The organism is Pseudomonas sp. RIT-PI-q, assembly GCF_001297125.1.
Lineage (GTDB): Bacteria > Pseudomonadota > Gammaproteobacteria > Pseudomonadales > Pseudomonadaceae > Aquipseudomonas.
Genome location: NZ_LHPC01000022.1, coordinates 13,782 through 27,001 on the forward strand (window position 1 = coordinate 13,782; position 13,220 = coordinate 27,001).

The window sequence follows — 13,220 nt, forward strand, 5'->3', positions numbered from 1 at the left end:
ACAGTTCAAGCCACTTCGAAATCCAGACTCCCCCGTAAATCCTGGCGGCCCTCTCCGGCATGGACTGTGCAATCCCCTTTGGCACTCACTGCCGATCGAAGGAACTGCCCCATGACCGAACACCAGGTAATCAACCCGCTGTCTATTGGTACTGACTATGAAGCATTGGCCGGCAAGTTCCGGCCGATTTTCCAGCGCATCGCCGCCGGTGCCGTTGAACGTGAACAAACCCGCAGCCTGCCCCACGAACCGATTCAGTGGCTCAAGGAGGCCGGTTTTGGCGCCGTGCGGGTGCCGCTTGAATACGGTGGCGGCGGCGCCTCGCTGCCACAACTGTTTGAATTGCTGATCGAGCTGGCCGAGGCCGATTCCAATGTGCCGCAAGCCTTGCGCGGGCATTTCGCCTTTGCCGAGGATCGCTTGAACTCGCCACCGGGGCCGGCCCGCGATCGGTGGTTCAAACGTTTCGTCGACGGCGACATCGTCGGCAACGCCTGGACCGAGATTGGCAGCGTGGCGATTGGCGACGTCATCACCAAAGTCTCGCCGCACGGCAATCAGTGGCGGCTCAACGGTGAGAAGTTCTACAGCACCGGCAGCCTGTTTTCCGACTGGATCGACGTCTACGCCCAGCGCAGCGACACCGGTGGCGACGTGATTGCGGCAGTCCGCACCCGCCAGCCCGGCATCGTCCAAAGTGACGACTGGGACGGGTTCGGCCAGCGCACCACCGGCAGCGGCACCTCGCGGTTTACCGATGCCGAGGTGGAGGCAGAGAACATCATCGACTTCGCTACCCGCTTCAAATACCAGACGGCGTTTTATCAGTTGGTGCTGCTGGCCACCCTGGCCGGGATTGGTCGTGCGGCATTGCGCGATGTGGCGCATCAGGTGCGTGAACGCAAACGCATCTACAGCCATGGCAATGCGCAGCATGTCAGCCAGGATGCGCAAGTGCAGCAAGTGGTCGGTGACATTGCCGCGTGGGTGTATGCGGCCGAGGCCAGCGCATTGAAAGCGGCACAACCGGCGCAGCGGGCCTATCTGGCGCGGTTTTCGGGTGATGAAGAACTGGAGCGCGCGGCCAACGTGGCGGCGGAAATTGAATCGGCCAAGGCTCAGGTGGTGGTGTCGGCATTGATTTTGCGGGCGACCACTGAGCTGTTCAATGCACTGGGGGCGTCGGACATTCGTGAAGGCAAGTCGCTGGATCGGCATTGGCGTAATGCGCGGACGGTGTCTTCGCATAATCCGCTGATCTACAAGGCACGGATTGTCGGTGACTGGGTGATCAACGGGACGGAGCCGCCGTTTGTGTGGCAGATCGGCAATGGGCCTGAGGGTAAGTGATGTAGCGCCTGTCAGTACGCCTTCGCGGGCAAGCCTCGCTCCTACAGGAGCAACGCATAACCTGTAGGAGCGAGGCTTGCCCGCGAAGGCGCCAGACCAGTCGCCGCAGATGTTGGATATCGGTAAGATACCGGCCCTTCCCCGCAGCCCTTTCCTGCGCCCCGCCGAATAAGCCGATTCCATGCCTTTCGAACTCAGCGTTGCCCTCACCACCCTGGCCATTCTGGCCTTCGTCGCTTTCATTGCCGGTTTCATCGACGCCATCGCTGGCGGTGGCGGCCTGTTGACCACCCCGGCGCTGTTGACCGCCGGCCTGCCACCGCACCTGGTGCTGGGCACCAACAAACTCAGTTCGACCTTCGGCTCGGCCACCGCCAGTTTTACCTTCTACCGGCGCAAACTGTTCCATCCCAAGCAATGGATGCACGCCATCGTCGGCACCCTGGTCGGCGCACTGACCGGGGCCGTGGTCGCGCATTACCTGCCGGCAGAATGGTTGAACAAGATGCTGCCAGTGATCGTTTTCGCCTGCGGCGTCTACCTGTTGTTTGGCGGCACGCCGAAAGCGCCGTTGGACAGCGACGCGCCGATCAAGAAAAAGTGGCAATCGACCCAAGGCTTCACCCTGGGTTTTTATGATGGCGTGGCCGGTCCGGGCACTGGCGCGTTCTGGACCGTCAGCAGCCTGCTGATGTACCCCATCGACCTGGTCAAGGCCAGCGGCGTGGCGCGCAGCATGAGCTTCGTCAGCAACATTGCGGCGCTGTCGGTGTTTGTGTTTTCCGGGCAAGTGGACTGGATCATCGGCCTGAGCATGGGCCTGTCGGTGATGGTCGGCGCCTTCTTCGGCGCACGCACCGCCATCAGCGGCGGTGCGAAGTTCATTCGTCCGGTGTTCATCACCGTGGTGCTGGGCTTGACCGTGCGGTTAGCCTGGCAACACTGGTTCAGCGTGGCCTAAGCGCCGCGCCACGTAGACGTCGATCAGGTAACGGGCAATCGATTTTGACGCCGGCAATGGCGGCAGCTCGTGCACGTTGAACCACTGGGCGTCTTCGATTTCGTCCTCCTGACAGACAATCTCGCCACCGGCGTATTCGGCATGAAAACCAAGCATCATCGAGTGCGGGAACGGCCAGCACTGGCTGCCCAGGTACTGGATGTTCTTGACCTCAATCTGCACCTCTTCGCGGACCTCGCGAATCAGGCATTGCTCAGCCGACTCTCCCGGCTCGGCGAAACCCGCCAACGTGCTGTAGACCCCGGTGACAAATCGCGGTGAGCGCGCCAGCAAAACCTCATCGCCACGGGTGATCAGTACGATCATGCTCGGCGAGATGCGCGGGTAATAACGCAAATCGCACGGCTCGCAGTACATCGCCCGCTCACGCGGAACCTGATGGGTCGCCTGCCCGCAGTTCCCGCAAAAGCGGTGCTCGCGCGCCCAGGTGCCGATCTGCGCGGCATACCCCAGCACCTTGTACACCGTGTGATCGCCTTCGAGCATGAACGCGCGCAAGCCTTTCCAGTTGCAGCCCGGCACGTCGCTGTGGCTGCGCAGCTCCAGCAGATACACCGGTTCGCCATCCAGATGACCGATGCCATGTTCAGAGATCACCGACAGGTCCTGACGCTTGAGCCATTCGCGCGGGAACAGCGCGCCATTGTCATCGAACAGAAAACCTTCGGGGCTGCGCGCCACGGCCCAGCCGCCAGGTTGCTCGGTATCCAGTACTGCTGTGGTCCAGCGTGAAGTCATGTTCATTCAATCCAGAAATTCGGGTTTCTGTTTGCTCATATGGGCGGCCAAGGCCACGCGCAAATCGGTGGATTGCAGCATGGCGGCGTTCCAGGTGGCGACGTATTCGAGGCCGTCGTCGATGCGATGGTCACGCATATAGCTGATCATCTCTTTGGTGCCTGTGACGGCAATCGGCGACTTGCTGGCGATTTCGCGGGCAATCCCCATGACGCCGTCGAGCAGGCTGGCGGTGTCGCTATAGACGCGATTGACCAGGCCCATGCCACGCGCTTCTTCGGCGCCGAAGGTGCGACCAGTGTAAGCCAGTTCACGCAGCATGCCGTCACCGATGATCCGCGGCAAGCGTTGCAAGGTGCCGACGTCGGCGGCCATGCCGATATCGATTTCCTTGATCGAGAATTGCGCGTCTTCGGCGGCATAGCGCATGTCGCACGCCGAGATCAAATCAATGGCACCGCCCAGGCAATAACCCTGAATCGCCGCCAGCACCGGTTTGCGGCAATTGTCGACCGCATTGAACGAAGCCTGAAGGGCGAGGATCTTGCGGCGCAGCAGGCGCGCATTGCGCCCTACGTCCTTGCCCAGTTCATTGGCCACGCCGGCCAGCATCATCAGGTCGATGCCGGACGAAAAGTGCTTGCCCGCACCACTGAGGACCACCACCCGGACTTCGTCGGTGTCGTCGACCCACTGGAAAATCTCGATGATTTCGTTCCAGAACGCGGCGTTCATGGCGTTGATCTTTTCGGGTCGATTGATCTGCACATGAGCGATTTTATCGGCGAGTTCGACGGTGAACGCGGTGTACTGAGACATGGTAGTGATCCTTTACCTGGGCAAAAATGAGGCCCGAACTATAACAAGGCATCACACCGGGCAGTAAGGCAGTGGTTCGGCCAAAAGCGGGACTTGGCATGCGCGCACCACAACAGTGCGCAGACCTGATTGGGCATCGCACATTTATATGACGGGCCGAATACTTTTTGAGGCAAAAAGCTAAAAAAACCTGCACTTCGTCGGTGCGTTTTGCCCTTCATTCGGTACGTCCGTACCTCTTTAAACCGATTGTCGAACAATTTTGCCATTTGGTCTCCCCCGCTCTAACTTCTGGCCTAGACTGATTTTCGCGAGTTGAAACCGGTCGGTCACAAAGTGGAAAAAAAGTCGGAACGTTTGCTAGTCGCGACGGGTCACCTAAAAGGAAGGTCCGTTGCGACTGGTGCAATCCTTGCAATGGCTACTCCACCCATACTGCTTCAACGCATTGGGCAGCGCTTGCTAACCAACGCGTAGCGCGTTTGCGCCCGGCCACGGAATTGGCCACGGAACACCGTTTGCCAGACCTAAGAATTAGATCAACAACACGGGAGATTCATATGATCAGTACGGCTTTAGATATTCAGGGAGAACGTGCTCATCAGCAGGTCGGCGAATCGAGCGCCGTGAGTGCTCCAAGTGCTCAAACGATCAGCGTCCCCGGCACCAAGACGCTGGCACCGGTCACCAGTCAGAACCCCAACCGCAAGAAAGTGTTGTTCGTCACCTCGGAAATCGCCGATCTGGTGAAGACCGGTGGTTTGGGCGACGTCTCCGCAGCGCTGCCGAGGGCCATGGCCCAATTGCACGATGTGCGCGTGTTGATTCCCGGTTACCCGCAAGTGCTGCACAGCGAAAACCCGATTCATATCATTGGTGAACTGGGTGGTCATGCCGCATTGCCGCCCTGCAAGATCGGGCGCATGGACATGCCCGACGGCCTGGTCATTTACGTGTTGATCTGCCCTGAACTCTACGAGCGCGAAGGTTCGCCCTACGGCGCCAACAATGGTCGCGACTGGCCGGACAACCACATCCGTTTCGCCCGCCTCGGCCTGGCGGCTGCCGATATTGCCGCCAACCTCGCGCAAATCCACTGGTGCCCGGATCTGGTGCATGCCCATGACTGGCCTGCCGGTCTAGCGCCGGCGTATATGCACTGGCGTGGCCAGCGCACCGCGACGCTGTTCACCATCCATAATCTGGCCTATCAGGGCGTGACCAGTCTGGGCTCTTGCCCGGAGCTGGGCATCCCGATGCACGCCCTGCAACAGGAAGGCATGGAGTTCTACGGCAAGATGTCGTTCCTCAAGGCCGGCATGGCCTATTCGAGCCACATCACCACGGTCAGCGCCACCTATGCGCAGGAAATCACCACCCCGGCCTTCGGCTGCGGCCTCGACGGTTTTCTCGCCGCCAAGACCCAGCAAGGTTTGCTCAGTGGTATTCCCAACGGCATCGATGAAAGCTGGGACGCGGCCACCGATCCGCACCTGTTCTGCCCGTTCAGCATCGGCGACTGGGAAGGCAAAGCGGTCAACGCCGCTCACGTGCGTGATCTGTTTGGCCTGGAAGACTCCGAAGGTCCACTGTTTGCCGTGGTGTCGCGACTGGTCTATCAAAAAGGCCTGGACCTGACCGAAGCCGTCTCCGAATACATCGTCAAATCGGGCGGCCAGATCGCGATCATCGGTCGTGGCGAGCCGGAAGAAGAACAAGCGATGCGCGAGCTGGCCCTGCGTTTCCCTGGCCAGATCGGTGTGCGCATCGGCTTCAATGAAACCGACGCCCGGCGCATGTTCGCCGGCAGCGATTTCCTGCTGATGCCTTCGCGTTACGAGCCTTGCGGCCTGAGCCAGATGTACGCCCAACGCTTCGGTTCGCTGCCGGTGGCACGCAATACCGGTGGCCTGGCCGACACCATTGAAAACGGCGTGACCGGTTTCCTCTTCGACGAATCCACGGCAGAAAGTTATCAAGAAGCGCTGAGCCGCGCGTTCAAGGTATTCGCCTACCCCGACCTGCTCAATGCCATGCGCTGCCGCGCCATGGCGGCACCGTTCAACTGGTGCAAGGCGGTCGAACCCTACGCCGAACTCTACGAGCAACTAGTGACTAAAGCCCTGGGTAAATCGGGCCATAAATAACAAGAGGTTTTCATCGATGCCGTTACGGACCCTTGAGACCTGGCCCCACGGCGCAATCATGCTGGACGCAGAGCACACGCGTTTTGCTTTGTGGGCGCCAGATGCGTTTTTCGTCAGTGTCGAACTGAACAATGGACAATCCTTGCCACTGCTGCCTCAAGCTGATGGCTGGTTCGTGATCAACACCCGCTGCCCCGCAGGCACGCGTTACCGCTACAACATCGACGGCGAGCTGGAAGTGCCCGACCCGGCCTCCCGCGCGCAGGCCGGTGATCTGGATCAGCACAGCCTAGTGGTCGATCCCCTCGCCTACCCGTGGCAACACAGCACTTGGCTGGGTCGGCCATGGAATGAGGCGGTCATCTACGAATTGCATGTCGGTGTGCTCGGCGGCTTCAGGGCTGTCGAGCAGCACCTGGCACGCCTCGTCGAGCTGGGCGTCACTGCGATCGAACTGATGCCGCTGGCGCAGTTTCCCGGCGATCGCAATTGGGGCTACGACGGGGTGCTGCCCTACGCGCCCCAAGCCTCTTACGGCACTCCCGAGCAACTCAAGCACTTGATCGACACTGCCCACGGCCACGGCCTGGCGGTGATTCTCGACGTGGTCTACAACCACTTCGGCCCGGACGGCAATTACCTGCATCGCTACGCCAAGGGTTTTTTCCGCGAAGACAAGCACACCCCGTGGGGTGCAGCCATCGACTTTCGCCGGCGCGAGGTGCGCGACTTCTTTATCGAAAACGCGCTGATGTGGTTGCTGGAGTACCGCTTCGACGGCTTGCGCCTGGACGCGGTGCACGCCATCGAATCCCCGGACTTTCTCCAGGAGCTGGCACAACGGGTTCGCCAGCAGACCGACCCGGCGCGGCATGTGTGGCTCAATGTCGAGAACGAGCACAACCAGGCCAGCCTGTTGGAAGAAGGTTTCGACGCGCAGTGGAACGACGACGGCCACAACGCCTTGCACGTGCTGCTGACCGGCGAGACCGACGCCTATTACGCCGACTATGCCGACAACCCCACCGAACAATTGGCGCGCTGCCTGAGCCAGGGTTTCGTGTTTCAAGGCCACATCAATCGCCATGGCGAAGCCCGTGGCGAGCCCAGCGGTCACCTGCCGCCCAGTGCGTTCGTGCTGTTTCTGCAAAACCACGATCAGATCGGCAATCGCGCCTTTGGCGAGCGCCTGCATCAACTGGCCAACCCCGCCGCGTTAAACGCCGCGACCGCGCTGTTGCTGCTGTCGCCGATGATCCCGCTGATGTTCATGGGCGACGAGTTTTCCGCCGAAGAACCCTTCCTGTTCTTCACCAGTCACCATGGTGAATTGGCGGAACTGGTGCGCGAAGGACGGCGTAACGAGTTTGCAGCGTTCAGCGCGTTTACTGATCCGCACAAACGCGAACGGATTCCCGACCCCAACGCGCCACAAACCTTTGAGGCGTCGCGGCCCAAACTGACCGCCACCCGCCAATCGGCGATGCAAGGGCTGTATCACCAACTGCTGAAAATCCGCCATCGGCAGATTATTCCGCGCTTGCCCGGTGCCCAGGCCTTGGGGGCCGACGTGCTGGCCGAGGGCGCGGTGTCGGCGCGCTGGCTGCTGGGCGATGGCAGTCAACTGCGCATTGACCTGAACCTCAGCGACACGCCTGTGGTCCACACCCCACAGGCCGACGCGTTGCTGTTGTTCGAAACCCCGTCACAGTCGGCCGGCCTGTTGGAACAGGGCACGCTTGCCCCGTATTGCGCGCTAGTCAGCCTCAAGGCCGCAGCCCCTTTGCTACCCCCGGATGGAGAGCGCCAATGAGCGATGCGCAACTGGAAACACTGGCCACTCGAGCAGGCCTGGCCGTCGACTGGATCGACGCCAATGGCCGCCCACAGAAAGTCGCTCCATCGGTGTTACGCGCCGTGCTGACCGGCCTTGGCCACCCGGCCGGCAGCGCCCAGGAAATCGATGCCAGCCTGCAAGAGCTGCAACAGGTGCAAGAGACCCGGCACCTGCCGCCGCTGTTGACCGCGGACTTCGGCGTCGGCCTCAAACTGGCGCATTTTTTTGATCCCGAAACGCCCTGCGAAATCCACCTTGAAGATGGCTCGCGGCTCAATCTGAAACTGGACGCCCAAGCGACGCTGCCCGGGTTGATCCCGGTCGGTTATCAGCACGTCAGCATCGACGGCCAGGAATTCACTCTGGCCGTCGCCCCTACTCGCTGCTACAGCGTTGGCGATGCTGTCGACAGCCCGATCCCGCGCACCTGGGGCCTGAGCGTGCAGTTGTACTCGCTGCGCCGTCCCGGCGATGGCGGTTTCGGCGATACCCAGGCACTGGAAGATCTGGCCCGGGTGGCCGGTGAACGCGGTGCCGAAGCGCTGGCGATCAGCCCGCTGCACGCCATGTTCGCCAGCGACACCCACCGTTACAGCCCTTATTCGCCGTCCAGCCGTTTGTTCCTCAACAGTCTTTACGCCGCGCCGGGCGCCATTCTTGGCGAACGCGCGATGCGCACCGCGATTGATTCGACCGGCCTGGCCGTGGAGCTGAAACGCCTCGAAGAGCTGCCATTGATTGACTGGCCGGTCGCCGCCGAGGCCAAACACCGTCTGTTGCAGGCGTTGTACGAAGGCTTCGTTCAGGGTGAGCATCCGTTGCATGCCGACTTCAGCAGCTACCGCCATGCCGCGGGTGAAGCCCTGGAAAATCATTGCCGCTTCGAAGCCATCCAGGAAGCCCGCGCCACCAAAGGTGAAAGCCTCGACTGGCGCGAGTGGCCCGAGCAATGGCGCGACCCGCGCAGCGCTGCGCTGGCCGATTTTGCCGAAGAGAACGCCACACGTATTGGCTTCTTCGCCTTCTGCCAATGGTTGATCACCCGCTGCCTGGAGCGCGCGCAAACCGCCGCCCGCAGCAGCGGCATGAACATTGGACTGATCGCCGATCTGGCGGTCGGGGCCGACGGCGGCGGCAGCCAGGCCTGGAGTCGTCAGGACGAATTGCTCGCCTCGCTGACCGTCGGCGCACCACCGGACATTCTCAACCGCACCGGTCAGGGCTGGGGCATTTCCGCGTTCTCTCCGGAAGGTTTGGTGCGCCACGGTTTCCGCGCCTTCATTGAAATGCTCCGGGCCAATTTCGCCCATGCCGGTGGCCTGCGCATCGACCACGTCATGGGCCTGCAACGGCTGTGGGTGATCCCCAACGGCGCGTCACCGGCCGACGGTGCCTACCTCTATTACCCGGTGGACGACCTGCTGCGCTTGCTGACCCTCGAGTCCCATCGCCATCAGGCCATCGTCCTCGGCGAAGACCTCGGCACCGTGGCCGACGGCTTGCGGGAAAAACTCATCGCCCGTTCGATCCTCGGCATGCGGGTTCTGCTGTTCGAACAGGACAATACGCACTTCAAGCCGATTCTCGACTGGCCGGACAACGCCCTGGCGACCACCAGCACCCACGATTTGCCCACCCTCAATGGCTGGTGGCATGGCCACGATATCGACTGGAACTCGCGACTCGGCCTGGTCGACGCCACGGGCGAAATCGAATGGCGCCAGCACCGGGAACGGGAACGCGAAGGCTTGCGCCGGGTGTTAACCGAAGACCCGCAAAACTTCCGCGAAGAGTCCCATGAAACCGATCAGGTGCTCGACGCCGCGATTCGCTTCCTCGGTCATACCCGTGCACCACTGGTCTTGCTGCCGCTGGAAGATGCCCTGGGTATCGAACAGCAGGCGAACCTGCCCGGCACCACCGATACCCATCCCAACTGGTCGCGACGCTTGCCCGGCAACAGCGAAGCCTTGCTCGATGACCCGGACGCCGCCCGGCGCCTGGAGCTGCTGGCCTGTGCGCGACTCCAGGCGGCCGAGCGTGACCAATGAATCAAGCGCTCATCCAACCGCTGCGGGCGACCCTGCGGCTGCAGTTTCATAAAGACTTCACGCTGGACGATGCGGTGCCGCTGGTGCCGTATTTCGCCAGCCTCGGCATCAGCCATGTCTACGCCTCGCCACTGCTGAGCGCCCGCGCCGGGTCCATGCACGGCTACGACGTGGTGGACCCGACCACGGTCAACCCGGAGCTCGGCGGTGAAGCCGCATTGCGCCGTTTGGTCAGTGCTTTGCGCGAGCAAAAGATGGGACTGATCCTCGACATCGTTTCCAACCACATGGCGGTTGGCGGTGGCGACAATCCATGGTGGCTGGACCTGCTGGAATGGGGCCGCCTGAGCCCATACGGCGAGTTCTTCGATATACAGTGGCATTCGCCCGATCCGTTGATGGAAGGTCAGTTGCTGCTGCCCTTCCTCGGCAGCGACTACGGCGTCGCCCTGCAGGACGGCACCCTGCCCCTGCGTTTCGATGCCCGGCGCGGCGCGTTTTATGTCGAGCACTATGACCATCACTTCCCGATCTGCCCGACAAGTTACGGCGAATTGCTCAAGGCTGACGAGCAACTGAATGACGAACAGGCCGAGCAGCTCAAACTATTGGCCGACCGTTTCAGCGCGTTGAGCTACCAGACGGATGCCCATAGCCTGGCCAAGCCATTGCAAGCGGAACTGCGCGAACTGGCAAGCGAGCCTGCGATTCTTCAAGCCGTCCAGCGCAACCTGCAAGCGTACGACTCGCTCACCGCGGAAGGTTTTCAGCGCCTGCACGCCTTGCTTGAGCGCCAGAGTTATCGACTGGCGAGTTGGCGCACGGCGGCGGACGACATCAACTGGCGGCGCTTTTTCGATGTCAACGAACTCGGAGGCCTGCGGGTCGAACGCCCGGCGGTGTTCGAAGCCACCCATGCAAAAATCTTCGAACTGGTGGCCGAAGGCCTGGTCGACGGCTTGCGCATCGACCACATCGACGGCCTCGCCGACCCACGGGGTTATTGCCGCAAACTGCGGCGTCGGGTCGATAGCCTGTCACCGGATCGGCACTTGCCGATCTACGTCGAAAAGATTCTCGGCGAAGGCGAAACCCTGCACCGCGACTGGTCCGTGGACGGCACCACCGGTTACGAATTCATGAATCAATTGTCGCTGCTGCAACACGCTCCCGAAGGCGCGCAGGTCTTGGGTGAACTCTGGAGTCGCTACAGCGAACGGCCCGCCGATTTCCGCCAGGAAGCACAACTGGCGCGCCAGCAGATCCTCAACGGCTCCCTCGCCGGGGATTTCGAAAGCGTCGCCCAGGCCTTGCTGCAAGTGGCCCGGGACGACCTGATGACCCGCGACCTGACCCTCGGCGCAATTCGTCGGGCGTTGCAGGAACTGATCGTGCATTTCCCGGTGTACCGCACCTACATCAGCCCCCGTGGGCGCTCCGCTGAAGACGATGTGTTTTTTCAGCAAGCCATGGACGGCGCGCGGCAGACCCTCGGTGAAGCCGATTGGCCGGTGCTCGATTGCCTGGCCGGCTGGCTTGGTGGTGAACCTTGGCGCAAACGCCCGGTGGGTCGTCCGCGCAAGATGCTCAAGCATGCCTGCGTACGCTTTCAGCAGTTGACCTCGCCGGCAGCGGCCAAGGCCGTCGAAGACACCGCGTTCTATCGCTCGGCAGTGTTGCTGTCGCGCAATGATGTCGGCTTCAGCACCGAGCAGTTCAGTGCACCGGTGGCCGACTTCCATGCTGCGTGCAGCAATCGCCTCGAACAGTTCCCGGACAACTTGCTGGCCACCGCCACCCACGATCACAAACGCGGCGAAGACACCCGCGCGCGCCTGGCGGTGTTGAGCGAGCGCAGCGCCTGGTTTGCCGAACAGGTGCCACTCTGGCGGACTCTCGCTCGGCCACTGCGCAGTGACGACCAGATGCCCACGGCGGGTGATGAGTTGATTCTGTATCAAGCGCTCCTCGGCAGTTGGCCGCTCGACTTGCGCAGTGACGATCAATCGGCGCTCGAGAACTACACTCAACGTGTGTGGCAGTGGCAACAAAAAGCCCTGCGCGAAGCCAAGTTGCAAAGCAGTTGGAGCGCGCCCAACGACGCTTACGAACAAGCGGTCCAGCGCTTCCTGCAACAGATGCTGCTGAGCCCCGAAGGCGAACTGTTGCGCAGCGCCCTTGGCAAAGCCGCGAGGACCATCGCGATCCCCGGCGCACTCAACGGTTTGGCGCAAACCTTGCTGCGAATGACCGTGCCGGGGGTGCCGGACCTTTATCAGGGCAACGACTACTGGGACTTTACGCTGGTCGATCCGGACAACCGTCGGCCGGTGGATTACGCCAATCGCCAGCAGGCCATGCAGCGGCCTTTGGACCTGCCCGATCTGTTGGCGAACTGGCGTGACGGGCGTATCAAGCAAACCCTGATTGCGCACGCGTTGAACCTGCGTGCCGAGCATGCCGAGCTGTTTCGGCGCGGCACTTACCAGGCGCTTGAAGTGGTCGGCAGTCAGGCTCACCGGGTGCTGGGGTTTGTTCGAGAGCATGAGGGAAAACGGGCCATCGTGATCGTACCGATACGCTGCGCACACCTGCTGGAAAACAGTGCCGAGCCCAGGATCGGCGCGCTGCAGTGGGGCGATACACGGATCAAATTACCGTTCGCCGCCCCTGACGAAAATCTAAAGGGACTTTTTTCCAGCGTCGCAGTCACACATCACAAGGAACTGATGATCAGTGCCGCGCTGGGGGATTTCCCGGTCAATCTCTTTATCCAAACGACTAACACTTGAGTTCAGTTCAGGAGCATTGCGATGAGTACCGACGATAAACGCGTCCGAGAATTTGCCTATCAGATCTGGGAGTCGGAAGGAAAACCCGAGGGTCAGGAAGCTCGTCATTGGGAGATGGCGCGCAAGCTGGCAGAAGCTGAAGCCCTGGCGCCGAGCAAGTCGCCGAAAGCGCCTGGCAGCAAACCTGCCGCGCCCAAGGCCCCGGTCAGCAAAACCGCGAACGGCAAGGCTGGCGAGCCGAAAACCAAAGCCAAGGCGAAACCAGCCGCGGCTTCAAAAGTGATTCCGCCGGGCGAAAAAGCCGCCGAGAAGAAGCCTCGCGCAGCGCGTAAACCGCCCGCTGTCTGACGCCGCACTTGTTTGCCCTGATTCACTTCGTGGCGAGCCCGCTCGCCACCGAGGACTCGCTCGCCCTGAATTACTGAATCTGTAGGAGCCAGGCTTGCCGGCGAAAGCGCCCGCCAA

Annotated in this window: 9 protein-coding genes; 7 read left to right on the forward strand and 2 right to left on the reverse strand. The window is 61.6% G+C overall.

The genetic code is table 11. The annotated features are described in order from the left end of the window. The first annotated feature begins 111 nt into the window (after positions 1 to 111). Entirely contained in the window at positions 112 to 1,350 is a 1,239-nt protein-coding gene (locus tag AEQ67_RS08465) for an acyl-CoA dehydrogenase family protein (RefSeq protein ID WP_059403432.1), read from the forward strand. A gap of 181 nt (positions 1,351 to 1,531) precedes the next feature. Next, complete coding sequence (locus AEQ67_RS08470) at positions 1,532 to 2,311, forward strand: TSUP family transporter (protein WP_059403433.1); 780 nt, start codon at positions 1,532 to 1,534, stop codon at positions 2,309 to 2,311. On the opposite strand, the gene nudC is transcribed toward AEQ67_RS08470, so the two are convergent. After that, complete coding sequence (gene nudC, locus AEQ67_RS08475; RefSeq protein ID WP_059403518.1) at positions 2,279 to 3,109, reverse strand: NAD(+) diphosphatase; 831 nt, start codon at positions 3,107 to 3,109, stop codon at positions 2,279 to 2,281. The two genes, AEQ67_RS08470 and nudC, sit on opposite strands and share 33 nt — an antisense overlap. 6 nt (positions 3,110 to 3,115) lie before the next feature. Beyond that, positions 3,116 to 3,928, reverse strand: coding sequence for a crotonase/enoyl-CoA hydratase family protein (locus AEQ67_RS08480; RefSeq protein WP_059403434.1), 813 nt, complete (start codon positions 3,926 to 3,928; stop codon positions 3,116 to 3,118). A 560-nt stretch (positions 3,929 to 4,488) separates the two neighbouring features. Between AEQ67_RS08480 and glgA the strand changes: the two genes are divergently transcribed. From glgA to AEQ67_RS08505, 5 genes are read left to right on the forward strand one after another with little or no spacing between them, the layout of a single operon-like run. After that, the gene (gene glgA / locus AEQ67_RS08485; RefSeq protein ID WP_059403435.1) at positions 4,489 to 6,075 is read left to right on the forward strand and encodes a glycogen synthase GlgA; all 1,587 of its coding nucleotides are present in this window, start codon (positions 4,489 to 4,491) and stop codon (positions 6,073 to 6,075) included. 16 nt (positions 6,076 to 6,091) lie between these two features. Continuing rightward, positions 6,092 to 7,888, forward strand: a complete 1,797-nt coding sequence (gene treZ / locus AEQ67_RS08490; RefSeq protein WP_059403436.1) for a malto-oligosyltrehalose trehalohydrolase — start codon at positions 6,092 to 6,094, stop codon at positions 7,886 to 7,888. Next, entirely contained in the window at positions 7,885 to 9,963 is a 2,079-nt protein-coding gene (malQ, locus tag AEQ67_RS08495) for a 4-alpha-glucanotransferase (RefSeq protein WP_059403437.1), read from the forward strand. The genes treZ and malQ overlap by 4 nt, the downstream gene beginning before the upstream one ends. Beyond that, the gene (locus AEQ67_RS08500; protein WP_059403438.1) at positions 9,960 to 12,755 is read left to right on the forward strand and encodes a malto-oligosyltrehalose synthase; all 2,796 of its coding nucleotides are present in this window, start codon (positions 9,960 to 9,962) and stop codon (positions 12,753 to 12,755) included. Before malQ ends, AEQ67_RS08500 begins: the two co-directional genes overlap by 4 nt. Positions 12,756 to 12,776: 21 nt before the next feature. Continuing rightward, positions 12,777 to 13,103, forward strand: coding sequence for a DUF2934 domain-containing protein (locus tag AEQ67_RS08505; RefSeq protein ID WP_059403439.1), 327 nt, complete (start codon positions 12,777 to 12,779; stop codon positions 13,101 to 13,103). The last annotated feature ends 117 nt before the right edge of the window (positions 13,104 to 13,220 follow it).

What these genes read in the sequence shown, in the direction of transcription:
- AEQ67_RS08465 (WP_059403432.1), top strand. Translation starts at nt 112, where the DNA reads ATGACCGAACACCAGGTAATCAACCCGCTGTCTATTGGTACTGACTAT.
- AEQ67_RS08470 (WP_059403433.1), top strand. Translation starts at nt 1,532, where the DNA reads ATGCCTTTCGAACTCAGCGTTGCCCTCACCACCCTGGCCATTCTGGCC.
- nudC (WP_059403518.1), bottom strand. Translation starts at nt 3,109, where the DNA reads ATGACTTCACGCTGGACCACAGCAGTACTGGATACCGAGCAACCTGGC.
- AEQ67_RS08480 (WP_059403434.1), bottom strand. Translation starts at nt 3,928, where the DNA reads ATGTCTCAGTACACCGCGTTCACCGTCGAACTCGCCGATAAAATCGCT.
- glgA (WP_059403435.1), top strand. Translation starts at nt 4,489, where the DNA reads ATGATCAGTACGGCTTTAGATATTCAGGGAGAACGTGCTCATCAGCAG.
- treZ (WP_059403436.1), top strand. Translation starts at nt 6,092, where the DNA reads ATGCCGTTACGGACCCTTGAGACCTGGCCCCACGGCGCAATCATGCTG.
- malQ (WP_059403437.1), top strand. Translation starts at nt 7,885, where the DNA reads ATGAGCGATGCGCAACTGGAAACACTGGCCACTCGAGCAGGCCTGGCC.
- AEQ67_RS08500 (WP_059403438.1), top strand. Translation starts at nt 9,960, where the DNA reads ATGAATCAAGCGCTCATCCAACCGCTGCGGGCGACCCTGCGGCTGCAG.
- AEQ67_RS08505 (WP_059403439.1), top strand. Translation starts at nt 12,777, where the DNA reads ATGAGTACCGACGATAAACGCGTCCGAGAATTTGCCTATCAGATCTGG.